Raw genomic sequence first — 18,433 nt, 5'->3', positions numbered from 1 at the left:
CTACAACAGCCGTTCCTGTTCTATCGTCAGACCTGACTTAAGTATTGCTTCCTTTAATGGTTCCGAAACCAGATCACAAATCGTCTTCAAAAACCGAACTTCCTTTGGAGAGAAAAAACCATGACAAAATATATAAAGAGTATCTTTTCTATAAGACATGTCCTCATAGTTTGCTTTATTTTCAATTGTCATGATTCTTTTGCAACCTGACAGGGCATACGCCCTTGCATGTTCCATTGTCTGTGTATTTATAATCGTTCCATAAATCTGTGATGAAGAATCAATTACTTTTTCATCATTTATAATATACTGCAGTGTGCCTTTCCACTCAAGCGTCTGCGCATAAGAATGAATATTATGCGCATCCAGCAGTTCATCATCACTCATTTCCTCTATATAAAATGGGGATTTTGCTTTTAAAACAGACAGTATTCTATCCTCATAATTTTTTTGGAAACATTTGGAATTGTGAAGGACACGCGCACTGAACACCCGTTTCCAGATGTGTTCCTTTTGATGTGCAACTGCATCTATACATACAAAAAAAGTTTCATCTTCCAGTTCTTTCTGCTCTTTGCCTCTGTTCAACAGATCCAATAAATCATCATAGTAGGAGCACAACCATGCACAATCCTGTCCTTTTCTCCGCCATTTTTCCACACGGGCAATGAGACGAAGCTGCCTTTCCCTTGGATCTTCGATTTGTTCCCTTTCACACAATTCCGGAATAATCGCAACATCATAATCAATTTTCTTAATACTTGTTTTTACATCTTTCCAATTTGGCTTAAACTTCCCCATCTTTCCCGCATTTGTCTCATTTTCAAGAATATTTGCCTGATCCAAAAGCTGTTTTCTTCCACCCACGATTTCCATAACATCCGCATCGATATACGGATGTTTCCATCCACTGAGCATCCCCGCCCTGTAATGATCGGTATTGGTTTTATCAATGATCCAACGGGCTAAAGTTTTATGTTCCTGCTCTTTTTTTCTGCCCACGTGGTCTCTCCTTTATTCCTATGATTTCATCCACAGGAAGTGCCGCGTAAAAAGCTGATGCATATCTGCCAAAAACGTAGACATAACACTTCCTGAACCTTTTACCTCTTCTTCCGTTGCTTCCTGCTGTAATGCTGCGATTGCTGTTTCCATTTTTTCATTTCCCTGTAATCCCTCATCGGTCGGGAGCGTATGATTATCTTTCATTTCCTCATCTTCATGTATTTAGTATAACGAAAAATTTTCCGAATTGCACCTATTATTTAAACATTTCGCATGAATCATCACCGACAAAAAGAGAACAGTGCCCCGATTTATCATCTGACACTGTTCTCTTTCTTTTGGTTTTATCCCTGTTCTCCGGATTCCGGTACATCTGTACTTACCGGTTTTGTACTATTCTGCGGCTCCACTTTTGCCATCGTAACCTTTGTTCCGTCATCCTTTACTACAAAATTCACGGAATCAAGTCCCGATACATTCACATTGCGGTTGACCTTCGCATCGTAAGACTCGGCATTGATAATATCTGCCAGATCAATTCCGGTTGCTTCTTTCATGCTTTCAAAGACTTTTGCCATGACCACCGGCACATTTCCGGCAATCTGATCCACACCATTGCTGCCGCCTTCGCCACCTCCAATGATTGTGATCTTGTCAATCTGACCGAGCGGTTCTGCAACTTTTCCGGCAATATCCGGAAGTACCTTGATCATCATTTCCGCTACTGCAGCCTTATTATACTTCGCATATGCTTCTGCCTTCTTTTCCATGGCTTCTGCTTCCGCAATACCTTTTGCCTGAATCGCAGATGCCTCTGCCTCACCGACTGCCCGGATACCGGCTGCTTCCTGCTCTCTTGCAAAACGCATGGCTTCTGCCTGTGCCTTCTGTGCTTCCGCTTCCCGCTGTGCCTCAAACTGCTTTGCCTCTGCGTCCTTCTGACGCTGATAAAGTTCTGCTTCCGCGCGCTGCTGGGCTGCATATTTTTCTGCCTCGGCTTTCTTCTTTACTTCTGCCTCCAGCGACTGCTCCGTAACGGCAACCTGCTTCTGCTTTAACTCAATTTCACGCTCCTGCTTTGCAATATCTGCATTTGCCGTGGTAACTTCGATGGTCTTACGTTGTTCCTCTTTCTGGATTTCGTAAGCGGCATCTGCCATCGCCTTCTTTGTATCGGCTTCCATCTGAAGTTCTGATTTTTTGATTGCCAGTTCATTCTGTTTCTTCGCAATCTCTGTCTGCGCTTCCACTGCCGCATCATTGGATTCTTTATCCGCTGCTGCCTGTGCAACTTTAATATCTCTTTCACTCTCGGCCTTTGCGATAGCTGCCGATTTCTTAATCTTTACAATATTGTCGATACCGAGATTTTCAATGACATCATTTCCATCAACGAAATTCTGCACATTGAAACTGATGATATCCAGTCCCATCGCTGCCAGATCCGGCTCTGCATTTTCTTTGACAAGGTTGGCAAATTTCTGACGGTCGGAAACCATCTCCTCCAGCCGCATCTTACCAACAATCTCACGCACATTGCCTTCAAGCACTTCACGTGCCACACTTGCTATGTACTCTGTATTTTTATTCAGAAAGTTCTCTGCTGCCAGACGCAGTTTCTCCGGATCATTACTGATCTTGACATTGACCGTGGCATCCACATTGATATTGATGTAATCCGCTGTCGGTACGGCGTTACTCGTCTTGACATCAATCGGAATCAGACGCAGATTCAGTTTATCCAGACGCTCAAAAAACGGAATCCTTATACTTGCCTTTCCAATGACAACTTTTGATTTCTTTTTCACACCGGAAATAATGTATGCCATATCCGGTGGTGCTTTCACATATCCCAGCAATAACAGCAATACAACGATGACCACAATAACTGCCGGGACAAGATACGGTATCAGATTTTCCATAAAAATCCCCTTTCTGTTAACTACTCCTGCTACCTTTTTATTGTAATATACTTTTTAAAAATTGTCATATTATTTTCTTATGATGTTTTCCTTAACTTAACCTTAAAACATAGACACTTGAAATTCTTTCCTGTTAAATCCATGAAAAATATTATAAAATAATTTGGAAAAGTTTGTAACGAAACCATCTTTTCGCCGTCTAATCTGTGTAAAAAGGAGGTGACCGGTTCTGAATTATGAAAAATTGTACAATTCCTATTACCTGCAGGTTTACTCTTACGTGATGACAATCGTCAGAAATCAGTCCCTGGCGGAAGAAATCACACAAAATACGTTTTATAAAGCGCTGACTGCCCGACACGGCTATGAAGGGAAATCCCGTGAATTCACATGGCTGTGCAGCATAGCCAAAAACCTTGCAGTTGATGAATGCCGCAAAAACCAAAAATATGCCTGTTTCGATGCATCTGCAGCGGAAACATCCGATGATATTGCAAACCATATTGCGGATCAGGACTCTGCGCTGCAGATTCATCTCGTACTTCATGAACTTAAAGAACCTTATAAAGAAGTCTTTCAGCTAAGAGTTTTCGGAGAATTATCCTTTTCACAAATTGGAATAATCTTCGGGAAAACAGAAAACTGGGCGAGAGTTACTTATCACAGGGCAAGATTAAAAATTAAAGAAAGGATGGACCACTATGAATCATAATCCAAACGAATGTGACATTGTGCAGGATCTCCTGCCATTATATTACGACCATGCATGCAGTCCTGCCAGCTGTGAACTGGTCAGACAGCATCTTGCTGACTGCGCTGACTGCGAAAAAATTTACGAAGATTTAGCCAATCATACCATTGACAACGTAATTGAAACCGAATCCTGCGAAATTCTGGAACGACATGCCAAAAAAGAACGGAACCTGGCATACAAAGCCGGTATAGTCATTGCCGCCCTGCTGCTTGTTCCGATCCTTATTACCTTTATTGTATCCATGGCCGGCGGCAGCGGACTCGGCGTATTCTCTGTCGTAACCGCTTCCATGATGCTTGTCGCAGCACTCACTATTGTTCCGCTTATTTCTTCCCAGAAACGGCTGATGAAATGTATTTTATGTGGTGTCGGTGCCCTGCTGCTGATTTTATTTTTTGTAAATGCCATGAATGGCGGAGGAGAATTTTTCTTCTGGTCCGTTCCGACTGTATTCGGACTTTCCGTTGTATTTTTCCCTCTGGTGATACGCGAAATGACATTACCGCCTGTATTATCCGATAAAAAAGCCCTTATTATCATGATCTGGGATACGCTTTGGCTCTACCTGACCATATTTACCATATCTTACCGTTCCGGATCAGGCAGTCTGAAAACCGGATGCATTGTGGCAACAGTTCTGATGATTGGTGTATGGCTCTTTTTCCTCATAATTCGCTATCTCCCGGTCAATGGTTTTATCAAAGGCGGTCTGTGTACACTTCTTTGCAGTATATGGATTACCTTCTCCAATGATGTTTGCAGTTATCTTCTGTATGATACCAGACAGCTTACCATCCGCCATGCGAATTTTTCCACCTGGACGACAGATCTCAACGTAAATGCCAACGTGTATGTCATCCTTCTTGTCGCCGGAATTCTCATCAGTGCTTTACTGATCGGAATCGGGATTGTAAAAAAGAAAAAATAATTCCAACAAAGTCCATCGGATGACCAGGCTGCGTTTGCCCGACCTGTAGACGGCAATATCGCAGCCTCTATTCCGAAAAGCTTCCATTGATTCTTATTGTATTTTCCATCCGGCGCTCTGCATCTGAAGATTTGTCATATGCCGGTAGATTCCGTTGGTGCTCATTAACTCCTCCGGTGTTCCTTTTTCCGCGACTTTTCCCTCTTTTAATACCACAATATGATCGGCATTTGCAATCGTTCGCATTCGATGGGCAATAATCAGCACCGTTTTATCTTTGACCAGATGGGATAATGCCTGCTGGATTTTTGTTTCATTTTCAACGTCAAGCGATGCCGTTGCTTCATCCAGTAAAATAATCGGTGCATCTTTTAAAAGTGCCCTGGCTATGGAAATTCTCTGTCTCTCTCCACCGGAAGAAGTCATTAAAACCAGAAACGAAACCGGAATTACCCAGAAACTGGCAAGTGCAAGACTCCAGTCAAAAAGCGCAAACAGACTGATGCCTATGATAAATGTTGCTATAACAGAACCTATCAGTTCCGGAATCCAATGACTTGAAGCCGTTTCCTTTCTTGCACAGTCAGACATAATATTTGTAGTCAGATCACTCAGATCCTTTTTCCCGAAATAAGAAAGCGGAAGTTTTCTTAATTTTTCCGCTATAGCAGTTCTTCGGACACCGCTCTCTTTATAGGTGGAAAGAAAGGTGGCATTATATTGTATATGCTGTGTTACCGCAACCGCCAAAAGTACAACAATGCTTCCTGTCACATAAATTATAATTCTGCTGCTATCTAATTTATTCTCCAGAAGATCGCGGATCAGCAGGTAAAAAATTCCTGCCGGAAACATCAGTACAATATCGGAAAGACACTCATGCACATATGTGTATGGGTGTTTTTTACTTTACTAAACTTTATATTCTAAATTTTCTCTAGCACCTTTTTGTACCACAATTTCTATTTTCACAATCCTTTTCACATATTTCCAAACAGAAAAAGGGCTTTCCGATTTCTCGGAAAGCCCCATAAAATCCAATTTCTCTAGATCTATCAAAGATTACTCGATGACAGTAGCAACACGTCCTGATCCTACAGTACGTCCACCCTCACGATATTTGAATACCGTTTTACTGGGTATTTGATATGGTCATAAGTATTGAAACTTGCATAAATGCGTTTGTTTTGGATAGTGTATTTTCATTTGCAAGAGTTCTTGGCACCGGAATGGCACCGTTTCACTTTCACTCTACAATTTACCTCTTAATTTATGTAAAAGAAGTCCCACCTGTTCTTCTGTAACTACTGCATTTTTCTCCTCGTTATATATTCTTGTTCCTTCATTCATTAGAGCCCTATTATCAAGAATTAATTGCCTACATTTATTACGATGGTAAGAATTATCAACCAAATCTCTTAACGTATCTTCTCTGTCCCTGACAACCAAATCCGGAAACGCTACACGTCCCATATTCCCCTCATGAAACGCACCATCGTTACTTTTCAAAAATAGACATTCAAAATGTTCTGCATATATTGCTGATACAATTTCTCCTTTATGTTCCTCATGAGGATGATCAGCTAACCCTGTTTGAAATCTGCCATCACAATCGACTAATTGTTTCTCTAACAGTTTCTTATCCTCTGAATTTATATCACTATGCTCAATAACAATAATTTTCCCCTCATTTTTCAATGTATTGTATTTTTCCGCAATAATCTTAAAATACTCATTCTTACCGAATTTTAATATTTCTTTTTCTACAACATCAGCCACTACTATCTTGAAATACTTTCCAATTAGTGCATCATCTATTTTTGCAAGAATTACATCCACCCAAATATCTGTATCACAAATTGGATAATTTGACAATTCTTCGCCCTTATAAATCAATATTCAGCCCATCTATAACTTTTAATAAGTCAAAAGCCTTTTCTTTCGATATTCTCTTTTTATCCAGATTAAAAGTAATGTCATCATAAAAAGAGTCTGGAATATATATATCATTTGTGGCATTTATTAGTTGTAAATTTCCATTAACAGATTTTGTTTTTTTCTCCAACAATCTCCGTTTTTCTTCGGTATTCATTGCAATCGCATATCTATTTTGCAAATTTTTCTTAAATTGAGGGTACAATTGTATAATTCTTGCAAGCATGGCTGAATAACCAACATTAAAATAATTCTGCATACAAATTATTTCTTCATGCTTTATATATTGCACAGAAATATTATGATCTGAAATATATCTCTTAACTAAAGAATCTGGCATTAGAATAATACTAGCGAAGGCACTTGCTTTATATTCAATAGGATCCTGCTTTTCTGCTTCCGTATAACTAATGCCGTTTCCTTCTCCCGTGTGAATATGATAACACTCATGCCAACATGACAAATATTGTCTTCCCAGATTTTGCCTGCTATTTATATAAATACAATTATATGGATTTTTATATATTGTAAAGCCACTCAAAGAAGTATTATCTCCCACTGCCGGAAACCTTATAAGTAAAAAACCCAATTGCTCTATCGTTTTGAAAGTATCTTTTATCACTTCATCTTTACTAATAAAAGATTCTCTATACTCAAGAGCAATTGGGTGCACTTCTTCATACAGCTCTGTTTTTTCCTGTTCTGTTAACCTTTTCAAAAAACACCGCCTTATCAGTTTATTCCGATTTTTCTTTGCATAATAATCTCATTAAATAACATATTTGCTAATTCAAATGTTCCTTGAACATTAGCATCATTTCCATCCGATCTAAAATTCGCTGCTGCCACATCATCATTAATTTCAGACAATAACTCATCCGTTGCTAATCCTAATATCTGACCACATGCCTTGTAAATCTTTGGAGAAAAACTGCAAGTTCCTTCTTCAATTTTAAGTAAAATATCTAAAGGGATGTCATACTTTGAAGCAAATCCTGATGCATCAATTCCTTCGCTTATTCTCTTATCCTTTACTTTTTTACTTAACTCATAACTAGTATACAAAGGACGACTATTATTTGACTTTTTTACAAACTCGTAAATATCTGCCATATCTATTCCTCCATTTCTAATACTATATGCACTAGGTCTATTCATATTATAACACTTTTTGTCGTATTTCAATAGATTTTTCACAAAAATTTTTATTATATATCTATATTTTATATATCGAGCTTTATCATGGATTGTCATTACCCAATCACATGCTATTCATAATACACCACATGCCCCAACACACCGCTACAGCATATCCAACAGCCAATACCACATCCAGCACCTTCTTCCCAAACTCCTTACATTTATTTCGTCTGCCATAGCAATTGCCCTTTCTTTTTGACTTAATATCTGCTGCCACAATGTCCTATTCTTCAATTTAGCGACCTCTTCCTCGAATTGTCTTATTCGTCTGATTTGCCAATTGCTGTTCTTGTTCTCTCTGCTTAACTGTCTCTCTGTATACCTCAAGTCGCTCTCTAATCGATTGTTTCTCTCCTGAAGCAGTTCCATCTCGAAGTTCTGCATCTGTATCTGTTCTTTCCTTTCCTTTCCATTCCTTTCTCTGCTCTTGGAATAGCTTCTGGCTCTGTAGTAATTGTTTCAATAGATTGTCTCTCTCCAACGTTACTGTCTGCACAGCCTTCTTTATATAGTTCTTCATCTTGTGTTGAACCGCTTCCTGTACTATGGGGAATAGTCTTTCATCATCCGGCATCCCATATAATCCATCCACAAATTCTTTTATCTCTTTCGAAAGAAACTCCGGTATTTCCACCACTCTTACAGATTTTTTCGTTTTGGGTTCAGTAATCACATCCTGTCTATCGGTTCTATAGTATGTCTTTGTAATATTAATCTGATTATTAATCAAATCCTCATCACCTTTGTTAAAGCTAACAGTTCCCAATTCGACAAATAAAACAAATAAAAGGCTGATAATATTTTGCTCCAGAGAATATTCTCTGGAACATTGTACTTTATCATATAAGAATACAATTATTATTCAAACCATTTGATTTACATTTCTCTTTTAGCTTCTACCTTTGTTGCATATTTCCACGTCTTTCCACAATCTTTTGAATAGATACTTTCCCAACTAAATGTATCCTTCTCAATATTTTTGAAATTCCATTGCCATATAGTTGTATCGTTCGCATCTTTATTAATCCCTGTTTGTATAATATCATTCTCCAATTCTTCAGCGATCAACCTATCAACACTCCATTTGGAAACATACACTATATTCCACTTTTCGGGGTTATCTATCATTGGAACTCGTATTGTTGTTCCATAATCTCCGTATAAAGTATCTTCCTCTGTCCATTCTCCTCTTTTGGGACAAATAAAAACATCTTGAATTCCATACCCATCCATGACATACGAAAAAAGCCACTCACCTTCTTTTGTATCTTCAACCTTACCCTCTTCGTCATATGTAGTCATTGTAAACGACCATTTTCCAACAAATCTACTATACAATGATAAATCTGTGTTATTATTCGCATTATTACTTCCTAATGCTTCTAAAAATTCATTTTTCATTAGCGTACACTCTCCTCACGATAAACATGTTGCTTATTTTTCATTTGTAATAATTGAATAAACAACCAAATCCCTATATTCCCCTGTGTTTTTATCAATTCTTCTTTTCCTTAAAACTCCATCCTTAATAAAACCTACCTTTTCAAGCAGATTAAGCGAAGGTTTATTACCTATATTACATTTTGCCTCAATGAGATACAGTCTATCTTTTGACAAATATTCTGAAATCATCTTTTTTACAGCTTCAGTGCCATAACCTTTACCATGCCACTTTTCACCAATAACATAACCAATTTCACCAATCCTTAATTCTTGATATGGTATATCAAAAGATATATATCCTATGCATGCACCACTTTCTTTTTCAACAATTACCCATGCATTCGTATTTTTCACCATAGCATTTACAAAAGAATTCATCTGATCCATATTCATTGGATATCCCATTATAAAATCACCCAAATGCTCATCTGTCCCCCATCCCTCGAAGCATGTTGAAGCATCTTCATTCACAAAATGGCGGATGTATAATCGCTCTGTTTCTATTTTCATCATAGAACTCCTTTTCCATCTACATTATGACTTGGCACCACTACATCAATTAATCCTACTATAACATACTTATAAACTGTAAAAAAGGGTTCCCGAGAAATCTCGGAAACCCTTGAATTTACTAGATATTTACACTATCAACAAATGATTACTCGATGACAGTAGCAACACGTCCTGATCCTACAGTACGTCCACCCTCACGGATAGCGAATGTAAGACCCTGCTCCATAGCTACTGGATGAATCAGCTCGATTGTCATCTCTACGTTATCACCAGGCATGCACATCTCTGTTCCTGCTGGAAGCTCGCAAACACCTGTTACGTCAGTTGTTCTGAAGTAGAACTGTGGACGATAGTTGTTGAAGAATGGAGTATGACGTCCACCTTCATCCTTTGTTAAAACGTAAACCTGAGCTGTGAACTTGTGATGGCAAGTTACAGTACCTGGCTTAGCAAGAACCTGTCCACGAACGATCTGGTCACGGTTTACACCACGAAGTAATGCACCGATGTTATCACCAGCCATAGCCTCGTCTAACTGCTTACGGAACATCTCGATACCAGTTACAACTGTCTTAAGAACATCTTCCTTAACACCAAGGATTTCAAGTTCGTCGTTCAGATGTAATGTACCACGCTCTACTCTACCAGTTGCAACAGTACCACGACCTGTGATTGTGAATACGTCCTCTACTGGCATAAGGAATGGCTTATCTGTATCACGCTCTGGATCTGGGATATAAGAATCAACAGTATCCATAAGCTCCATGATCTTGTCTCCCCACTCTCCGTTAGGATCTTCAAGAGCCTTTAAAGCAGAACCCTTGATGATTGGGCAATCATTGAAACCATACTCTTCAAGCTGCTCGGTAACTTCCATCTCTACTAACTCGATAAGTTCTGGATCGTCTACCATATCGCACTTGTTTAAGAAAACGATGATGTAAGGTACACCTACCTGACGAGAAAGGAGGATGTGCTCCTTTGTCTGAGCCATAACACCATCAGTAGCAGCAACAACGAGGATAGCACCATCCATCTGAGCTGCACCAGTGATCATGTTCTTTACGTAGTCAGCATGTCCAGGACAGTCAACGTGTGCGTAATGTCTCTTCTCTGTCTCATACTCAACGTGAGCTGTAGAAATTGTGATACCACGCTCTCTCTCTTCTGGAGCCTTATCAATGTTCTCGAAATCTGTTGCTTCGTTACCAGCAACACGAGCTGCTAATACCTTTGTAATAGCTGCTGTTAAAGTTGTTTTACCATGATCTACGTGACCGATGGTACCAATATTACAATGTGGTTTTGTTCTTTCAAATTTAGCCTTTGCCATTTTGAAATGTCCTCCTTCATTTTATGCCCGGTTTTGGGCTTGTTTTTATGGTTTTAGGTTGTCAAACCGACTAACTCGATTATAGCGAATAATCAGCTATATTTCAAGCTTTTTCTATTATTTTGCCTTATTAGACAGAAGCTTCTCCTGTACGTTCTTTGGAACTGGCTCATACTTCTCGAAGAACATAGAGTAGTTACCACGACCCTGTGTCTTAGAACGTAAGTCTGTTGAGTATCCGAACATCTCAGCAAGTGGTACATAAGCGTGTACAATCTTACCGCCGCCCAGATCATCCATACCTTCGATACGTCCACGACGGGAGTTAACGTCACCGATAACATCTCCCATGTACTCTTCCGGCATAGTAATCTCAACTTTCATGATAGGCTCAAGTAATACTGGAGCTGCCTTAGCCATAGCTTCCTTGAAACACATAGATCCGGCAATATGGAATGCCATCTCGGAAGAATCGACTTCATGGTAAGATCCGTCATATACGGTAGCATGGATACCTACAACAGGGAATCCGCCAAGGGAACCAGCCTTTGTAGCTTCCTCAATACCTTCACCGATTGCTGGGATGTATTCCTTCGGAATAGCACCACCGACAACCTCGGAATCGAACTTGAACAGTTCTTCTCCGTTGGCATCCATCGGCTCGAAACGTACCTTACAATGTCCGTACTGTCCACGACCACCGGACTGCTTAGCGTACTTGTATTCCTGATCAACAGCCTTTGTAAATGTCTCTTTGTATGCTACCTGAGGAGCACCTACGTTTGCTTCTACCTTGAACTCACGAAGCAGACGGTCAACGATGATCTCCAGATGTAACTCACCCATTCCGGCAATGATTGTCTGACCAGTTTCCTGATCTGTATGTGCACGGAATGTAGGATCTTCTTCAGCAAGTTTTGCTAATGCTTCACCTAACTTGCCCTGTCCAGCTTTTGTTTTAGGCTCAATTGCGAGCTCGATAACTGGCTCTGGGAATTCCATAGACTCGAGGATAACCGGATGCTGCTCATCACAGATGGTATCACCGGTAGTAGTGAACTTAAATCCAACTGCTGCTGCGATATCACCGGAGTAAACAATGTCTAACTCCTGTCTCTTGTTTGCATGCATCTGAAGAATACGTCCAACACGTTCCTTCTTATCCTTTGTTGCATTTAACACGTAAGAACCAGACTTACATGTTCCGGAATAAACACGGAAGTAAGCAAGTTTTCCTACGAATGGATCTGCCATAATCTTGAATGCAAGAGCTGCGAAAGGCTCATCATCAGATGAATGTCTCTCGATCTCGTTGCCATCCAGATCAACACCCTTGATTGCAGGGATGTCTGTTGGAGCTGGCATATATTCGATAATAGCATCCAGTAACTTCTGAACACCCTTGTTTCTGTATGCAGAACCACAGCAAACAGGCACTGCCGTACACTCACATGTTCCTTTACGAAGAACCTTCTTCATATCATCAACGGATGGCTCTTCGCCCTCAAGGTACTGCATCATTAAATCGTCATCTAACTCACAGATCTTCTCAATGAGTTCTGTACGATACTCTGCTGCCTGATCAGCCATCTCTCCAAGATCATCTGTAACAGTGATGTTATCACCCTTCTCATCGTTGTAGATATATGCTTTCATCTCGAACAGATCAATGATTCCCTTGAAATCATCTTCTTTACCGATTGGTAACTGAAGAACGATTGCGTTCTTTCCTAATCTCTCACGGATCTGATCTACAGCTCCGTAAAAGTTCGCACCTAAGATATCCATCTTATTGATGAATGCCATACGAGGTACATTGTAGGTATCAGCCTGACGCCATACGTTCTCTGACTGAGGCTCAACACCACCCTTTGCACAGAAGACACCAACGGCGCCGTCCAATACACGGAGTGAACGCTCAACCTCTACTGTAAAGTCTACGTGTCCAGGAGTATCGATGATGTTGATACGATGCTCAAGAGCGCCCTTTTTCGGCTTTGTGAACTCTTCTTCTGTCCAGTGACATGTTGTAGCGGCTGAAGTAATTGTGATACCTCTTTCCTGCTCCTGCTCCATCCAGTCCATGGTAGCAGTACCTTCATGAGTATCACCGATTTTATAGTTAACACCAGTATAATACAGAATACGCTCTGTTAATGTTGTCTTACCAGCATCGATATGAGCCATAATTCCGATATTTCTGGTTCTCTCAAGTGGATATTCTCTTCCAGCCAAGGTTTTTTCCTCCTATTAGATTTCCAATTAGAATCTGTAATGTGCGAAGGCCTTGTTTGCCTCTGCCATCTTGTGCATATCTTCTTTTCTCTTAACTGCTGCACCAGTATTGTTTGCAGCATCCATGATCTCGTTTGCCAGTCTCTCTTCCTGAGTCTTCTCACCTCTAGCACGTGAGAAAGTTGTTAACCAACGAAGAGCTAATGCCTGACGACGATCCGGACGAACCTCGATAGGTACCTGATAGGTAGCTCCACCGATACGTCTTGCCTTAACTTCAAGAGCTGGCATAACGTTGTTCATAGCCTCCTCGAATACCTCGATTGCTGGCTTTCCTGTCTTCTCTTCTACTTTAGCAAAAGCGCCGTATACGATCTTCTGTGCAACACCTTTCTTACCATCTAACATAATGTTGTTGATAAGCTTGGTAACCACTTTGTTGTTGTATAACGGATCTGCTAATACGTCTCTTTTCTGAGTATGTCCTTTACGTGGCACGTTACTTCCCTCCTTAATCATTTTTAATTAATTCAACGGTACTCACATGTGTCTCTCTAATGTGTTCGTGCGGGCTATATAATGAGTAGGTTATATCCGGTAGCGGATACAACAATAATCCCAACACTAAACCTATTTAGCTCTGTTTGTGACCCATTGTCTGCCAAATAATCTGTTTATTATTTAGCTGCCTTTGGTTTCTTAGCGCCGTACTTAGAACGGGCCTGCTTTCTGTTCGCAACACCAGCGGTATCTAATGTACCACGGATGATATGGTAACGTGTACCAGGTAAATCCTTAACACGACCACCACGGATCAGAACAACACTATGCTCCTGTAAGTTGTGTCCTTCACCTGGGATATAAGATGTTACTTCGATTCCGTTGGAAAGACGAACTCTGGCGATCTTACGAAGAGCTGAGTTAGGCTTCTTAGGAGTTGCTGTCTTAACAGCAGTACAAACACCTCTCTTCTGTGGAGAAGAAGTATTGATTGGCTTCTTCTGCAGAGAGTTAAAGCTTCTCTGAAGTGCAGGTGCTGTAGACTTCTTTACAGTAGTCTGACGTCCTTTTCTTACTAACTGGTTAAATGTTGGCATTATTTTCACCTCCTGTATTATTCTTCAAGCATGCATCATACTACAATGCACGCTAAAATATTATATAAATTTCTGTTGTGCTTGTCAACCCACTTTTGAAAAATACATGAAAAAGAGGGAGATTTGCTCTCCCTCTTTTGTATCTTCACAGATTCTATTATCTGTGCTGTAATTTATTCTTCCGATGAATCCTCATCAGTTCCGGAAACGGCTGACAGATCTGTTCCATCCGGAACGGTTACTGTCGGGATCATTTCCTCTTCTTCATCCATAGTGAAATCTTCCAGATCGTCAAATGAGAACTCTTCTTCTTCGTTCACATCACTGTCCAGTTTGATATTGCGGTATCTCTTCATACCGGTACCTGCCGGAATCAGCTTACCGATGATAACGTTCTCTTTCATACCGATCAACGGATCAATCTTGCCCTTGATTGCTGCTTCCGTAAGGACCTTCGTGGTCTCCTGGAAGGATGCAGCTGACAGGAATGAATTTGTTGCAAGGGATGCTTTTGTGATACCAAGTAATACCTGGGAACCAACTGCCTGTTCCTTGCCTTCTTCCTCAAGCTTTTCGTTCAGTTCAAGGAAATCAAGAGAATCTACCATGCTGCCCGGAAGAAGATCGGAATCTCCATTCTCTTCTACGCGGATCTTCTGTAACATCTGTCGAACGATAACCTCAATATGCTTATCGTTGATTTCTACACCCTGCAGACGATATACACGCTGTACTTCACGAAGCATGTAATCCTGTACGGCACGCACACCTTTGATTTTTAAGATATCATGTGGATTTACAGAACCTTCGGTCAGTTCATCACCGGCTTCAAGTACGGCACCATCCATGATCTTAATACGTGATCCATAAGGAATCAGGTAAGTCTTTGTATCCCCGGATTCCGGATCTGTAACGATGACTTCACGCTTCTTCTTGGTATCCTTAATGGTAGCAACGCCGCCGAACTCTGTAATAATTGCAAGTCCCTTTGGCTTACGTGCCTCGAAAATTTCCTCTACACGAGGAAGACCCTGTGTAATATCGTTACCGGCTACACCACCGGTATGGAATGTTCTCATGGTAAGCTGTGTACCAGGCTCACCGATGGACTGTGCGGCGATAATACCAATTGCTTCACCAACCTGTACCGCCTGACCGGTTGCCATGTTGGCACCGTAACATTTCGCACAGACTCCCATGTGGGAACGGCAGGTAAGAATAGTACGGATCTTCACACTAGTGATCGGATTTCCGTTCTCATCAACACCCTTATTCACAACATCCGCTGCACGGCGAGGTGTAATCATATGGTTTGCTTTAACAATAACGTTTCCGTCTTTGTCACAGATTGTCTCACAGGAGAAACGTCCGGTAATACGTTCTTCCAGACTTTCGATTTCCTCCTTGCCTTCCATAAATGCCTTAACGATCATTCCCGGAATCTCACGGTTTGTTCCTGCACAACAGTCAGACTCACGAACGATCATATGCTGGGATACATCAACCAGACGTCTGGTCAGGTATCCGGAATCGGCCGTACGAAGTGCGGTATCGGACAGACCTTTACGTGCTCCATGCGCTGACATGAAGTACTCCAGTACGTCCAGACCTTCACGGAAGTTCGACTTGATTGGCAGCTCGATGGTTCTACCGGTTGTATCGGCCATCAATCCACGCATACCGGCCAGCTGCTTGATCTGTTTATCAGAACCACGGGCTCCGGAATCGGCCATCATGAAGATGTTGTTGTACTTGTCAAGTCCGGTAAGAAGTGCTGTTGTCAGCTCATCATCCGTCTCTTTCCAGGTCTCTACAACTTCCTTATAACGCTCTTCTTCTGTGATAAGACCACGCTTATACTGACGTGTGATCCGGTCTACCGTATTCTGTGCCTGCTCGATCATCTGTGGCTTCTGTGGTGGCACTGTCATATCGGAAATTGATACGGTCATGGCAGCTCTTGTGGAATATCCATAACCCATTGCCTTGACATCATCCAGTACTTCGGCAGTCTTTGTCGCACCATGAATATTAATAACCTTCTCCAGAATCTGTTTGATCTGTTTCTTTCCAACATGGAAATCAATTTCCAGCTTCAAAGCATTCTCCGGGGTACTGCGGTCTACAAATCCCAGATCCTGAGGAATAATCTCATTGAAAATCAGAAGACCAAGTGTTGTCTTGATAAATCCGGATACTTCTGTTCCGTCAGCCATAGTTGCCTTACGGTATACATAAATATTCTGATGAAGTGTAATCTCTCCATTCTCATACGCAAGCAATGCCTGATTCATGCTTCCGTAATGATATCCGAACAGATCCATCGGCTTACATAATACCCGACGGTTATTGTCTGTTGTATCTTCAAACCAGATCAGATCATACAATCCGATCTCACTCTTTCCTGTCTTCGGGTCCGGTGTGGTTGCTTTCTTTAATTCCTCAATATCGTTATACACTTTATCGGAAACAGCAACTGCATCTTTTTTATCCTTGTAATCTGCCAGTTTGTGCATAGTCAGATAGTATACTCCGAGGACCATATCCTGGGAAGGAACGGCTACCGGACCACCATCAGACGGCTTCAGCAGGTTGTTTGGTGATAACAGCATAAAACGGCATTCTGCCTGAGCTTCTACGGACAGAGGAAGATGCACAGCCATCTGGTCACCGTCGAAATCGGCGTTGAACGCGGTACATACCAGCGGATGAAGCTTAATTGCCTTACCTTCTACAAGGATTGGCTCGAACGCCTGAATACCAAGTCTGTGCAGTGTAGGGGCACGGTTTAACATAACCGGATGCTCTTTGATTACTTCTTCAAGCACATCCCATACCTCCGGCTGAAGTCTTTCTACCATTTTCTTGGCACTCTTGATATTATGAGCAATCCCTTTAGCTGCCAGTTCTTTCATAACAAACGGCTTAAACAGCTCGATTGCCATCTCTTTTGGCAGACCACACTGATAGATCTTAAGTTTTGGCTCTACACAGATAACGGAACGTCCGGAGTAGTCAACTCGCTTTCCTAACAGGTTCTGACGGAAACGTCCGCCCTTACCCTTTAACATATCAGACAGAGACTTCAGTGCTCTGTTTCCAGGACCGGTAACCGGACGTCCACGACGGCCATTATCGATCAGGGCATCAACCGCTTCCTGTAACATACGTTTCTCATTGCGCACGATAATATCCGGTGCACCGAGATCAAGCAGTCTTCTCAGACGGTTGTTGCGGTTAATAATTCTACGATACAGATCATTCAGATCAGATGTTGCAAAACGACCACCATCCAGCTGAACCATCGGACGTAAATCCGGCGGAATAACCGGGATAACCGTCATGATCATCCACTCCGGCTTATTTCCGGACTCACGGAATGCTTCTACAACTTCCAGACGCTTGATAATACGTGCACGCTTCTGTCCCGTTGCATTCTCTAACTCTGCTTTCAGCTCTGCAGAATCTTTTTCCAGATCAATCGCAGCAAGCAGTTCATGGATGGCTTCTGCTCCCATGCCCACACGGAATGCACTTCCGTACTGCTCTCTTGCTTCCTGATATTCTGCCTCAGAAAGTACCTGCTTGTATGCAAGAGAAGTATCTCCTGCATCAAGCACAATATAAGAAGCGAAATAAAGCACACGCTCAAGTACACGCGGAGATAAATCAAGGATCAGACCCATACGGGATGGAATTCCCTTGAAATACCAGATATGGGAAACCGGAGCTGCCAGCTCAATATGTCCCATACGCTCTCTACGAACACTGGATTTTGTAATTTCTACACCACAGCGGTCGCAGACAACACCTTTATAACGAATCTTTTTATATTTACCACAATGACATTCCCAGTCTTTCTGCGGTCCAAAAATTTTCTCACAGAAAAGACCATCCTTCTCAGGCTTTAAGGTTCTGTAATTGATTGTCTCCGGCTTTTTTACTTCGCCATGAGACCACTCACGGATCTTCTCAGGTGATGCTAATCCAATCTGGATCGCATCAAACTGCATTGCCTGATTCATGTCCTTTTTATTTGTTTCTGGCATTTATGACACTCCTTCCCAA

General features: G+C 41.4%; 16 protein-coding genes and 2 pseudogenes. 2 read left to right on the top strand and 16 right to left on the bottom strand.

All coding sequences use genetic code 11. The features are described from left to right. From DXD06_RS12210 to DXD06_RS12200, 3 genes are all read right to left on the bottom strand, one after another. The gene (locus tag DXD06_RS12210) at positions 1 to 1,002 is read right to left on the bottom strand and encodes a hypothetical protein (RefSeq protein ID WP_117832141.1); all 1,002 of its coding nucleotides are present in this window, start codon (positions 1,000 to 1,002) and stop codon (positions 1 to 3) included. Between the two features lie 18 nt (positions 1,003 to 1,020). After that, positions 1,021 to 1,209, bottom strand: coding sequence for a hypothetical protein (locus tag DXD06_RS12205; protein WP_117832139.1), 189 nt, complete (start codon positions 1,207 to 1,209; stop codon positions 1,021 to 1,023). Positions 1,210 to 1,349: 140 nt separating this feature from the next. Beyond that, complete coding sequence (locus DXD06_RS12200) at positions 1,350 to 2,927, bottom strand: flotillin family protein (protein ID WP_055263476.1); 1,578 nt, start codon at positions 2,925 to 2,927, stop codon at positions 1,350 to 1,352. Between the two features lie 283 nt (positions 2,928 to 3,210). On the opposite strand from DXD06_RS12200, the gene DXD06_RS12195 reads away from it, so the two are divergent. Together DXD06_RS12195 and DXD06_RS12190 are read left to right on the top strand one after the other, a co-directional pair. Then, on the top strand, positions 3,211 to 3,639 hold the full coding sequence (locus DXD06_RS12195) for an RNA polymerase sigma factor (RefSeq protein WP_243001063.1): 429 nt from the start codon (positions 3,211 to 3,213) through the stop codon (positions 3,637 to 3,639). After that, positions 3,629 to 4,609, top strand: a complete 981-nt coding sequence (locus tag DXD06_RS12190; protein WP_117832134.1) for a zf-HC2 domain-containing protein — start codon at positions 3,629 to 3,631, stop codon at positions 4,607 to 4,609. Before DXD06_RS12195 ends, DXD06_RS12190 begins: the two co-directional genes overlap by 11 nt. A gap of 93 nt (positions 4,610 to 4,702) precedes the next feature. Here the strand turns inward: DXD06_RS12190 and DXD06_RS18180 are convergent. From DXD06_RS18180 to rpoC, 13 genes and pseudogenes are all read right to left on the bottom strand, one after another. Beyond that, positions 4,703 to 5,026, bottom strand: a pseudogene (locus tag DXD06_RS18180) (ATP-binding cassette domain-containing protein); the annotation flags it as partial. Between the two features lie 24 nt (positions 5,027 to 5,050). Continuing rightward, a pseudogene (locus DXD06_RS18175) lies at positions 5,051 to 5,494 on the bottom strand (ABC transporter transmembrane domain-containing protein); the annotation flags it as partial. Between the two features lie 366 nt (positions 5,495 to 5,860). Beyond that, complete coding sequence (locus DXD06_RS12180; protein WP_117832130.1) at positions 5,861 to 6,505, bottom strand: hypothetical protein; 645 nt, start codon at positions 6,503 to 6,505, stop codon at positions 5,861 to 5,863. After that, positions 6,495 to 7,262, bottom strand: coding sequence for an ImmA/IrrE family metallo-endopeptidase (locus tag DXD06_RS12175; RefSeq protein WP_158569534.1), 768 nt, complete (start codon positions 7,260 to 7,262; stop codon positions 6,495 to 6,497). Before DXD06_RS12175 ends, DXD06_RS12180 begins: the two co-directional genes overlap by 11 nt. A 14-nt stretch (positions 7,263 to 7,276) precedes the next feature. Beyond that, complete coding sequence (locus tag DXD06_RS12170) at positions 7,277 to 7,657, bottom strand: hypothetical protein (RefSeq protein ID WP_117832126.1); 381 nt, start codon at positions 7,655 to 7,657, stop codon at positions 7,277 to 7,279. A gap of 322 nt (positions 7,658 to 7,979) precedes the next feature. After that, on the bottom strand, positions 7,980 to 8,474 hold the full coding sequence (locus tag DXD06_RS17540) for a hypothetical protein (RefSeq protein WP_243001061.1): 495 nt from the start codon (positions 8,472 to 8,474) through the stop codon (positions 7,980 to 7,982). Positions 8,475 to 8,620: 146 nt separating this feature from the next. Further along, positions 8,621 to 9,145: a hypothetical protein gene (locus DXD06_RS12160; RefSeq protein WP_117832124.1), complete on the bottom strand. Its 525-nt coding sequence runs from the start codon at positions 9,143 to 9,145 to the stop codon at positions 8,621 to 8,623. Between the two features lie 33 nt (positions 9,146 to 9,178). Further along, positions 9,179 to 9,700, bottom strand: a complete 522-nt coding sequence (locus DXD06_RS12155; RefSeq protein ID WP_117832122.1) for a GNAT family N-acetyltransferase — start codon at positions 9,698 to 9,700, stop codon at positions 9,179 to 9,181. Between the two features lie 145 nt (positions 9,701 to 9,845). Next, positions 9,846 to 11,033, bottom strand: a complete 1,188-nt coding sequence (gene tuf, locus DXD06_RS12150; RefSeq protein ID WP_117832120.1) for an elongation factor Tu — start codon at positions 11,031 to 11,033, stop codon at positions 9,846 to 9,848. A gap of 117 nt (positions 11,034 to 11,150) precedes the next feature. Further along, complete coding sequence (gene fusA, locus DXD06_RS12145) at positions 11,151 to 13,268, bottom strand: elongation factor G (RefSeq protein ID WP_117832119.1); 2,118 nt, start codon at positions 13,266 to 13,268, stop codon at positions 11,151 to 11,153. A gap of 27 nt (positions 13,269 to 13,295) precedes the next feature. Next, complete coding sequence (rpsG, locus tag DXD06_RS12140) at positions 13,296 to 13,766, bottom strand: 30S ribosomal protein S7 (RefSeq protein WP_207661915.1); 471 nt, start codon at positions 13,764 to 13,766, stop codon at positions 13,296 to 13,298. A gap of 179 nt (positions 13,767 to 13,945) precedes the next feature. Next, positions 13,946 to 14,365: a 30S ribosomal protein S12 gene (gene rpsL, locus DXD06_RS12135; protein ID WP_022046801.1), complete on the bottom strand. Its 420-nt coding sequence runs from the start codon at positions 14,363 to 14,365 to the stop codon at positions 13,946 to 13,948. A gap of 173 nt (positions 14,366 to 14,538) precedes the next feature. Further along, a complete protein-coding gene (gene rpoC / locus DXD06_RS12130; RefSeq protein WP_117832114.1) occupies positions 14,539 to 18,414 on the bottom strand; it encodes a DNA-directed RNA polymerase subunit beta' in 3,876 nt (1,291 codons plus the stop codon). Positions 18,415 to 18,433: the final 19 nt, after the last annotated feature.

The sequence above is a fragment of the Roseburia sp. TF10-5 genome, assembly GCF_003462365.1.
GTDB lineage: Bacteria > Bacillota > Clostridia > Lachnospirales > Lachnospiraceae > Roseburia > Roseburia faecis.
Note: the sequence above shows the minus strand (reverse complement) of the source record. Positions and strands in the feature narration are given on the sequence as shown.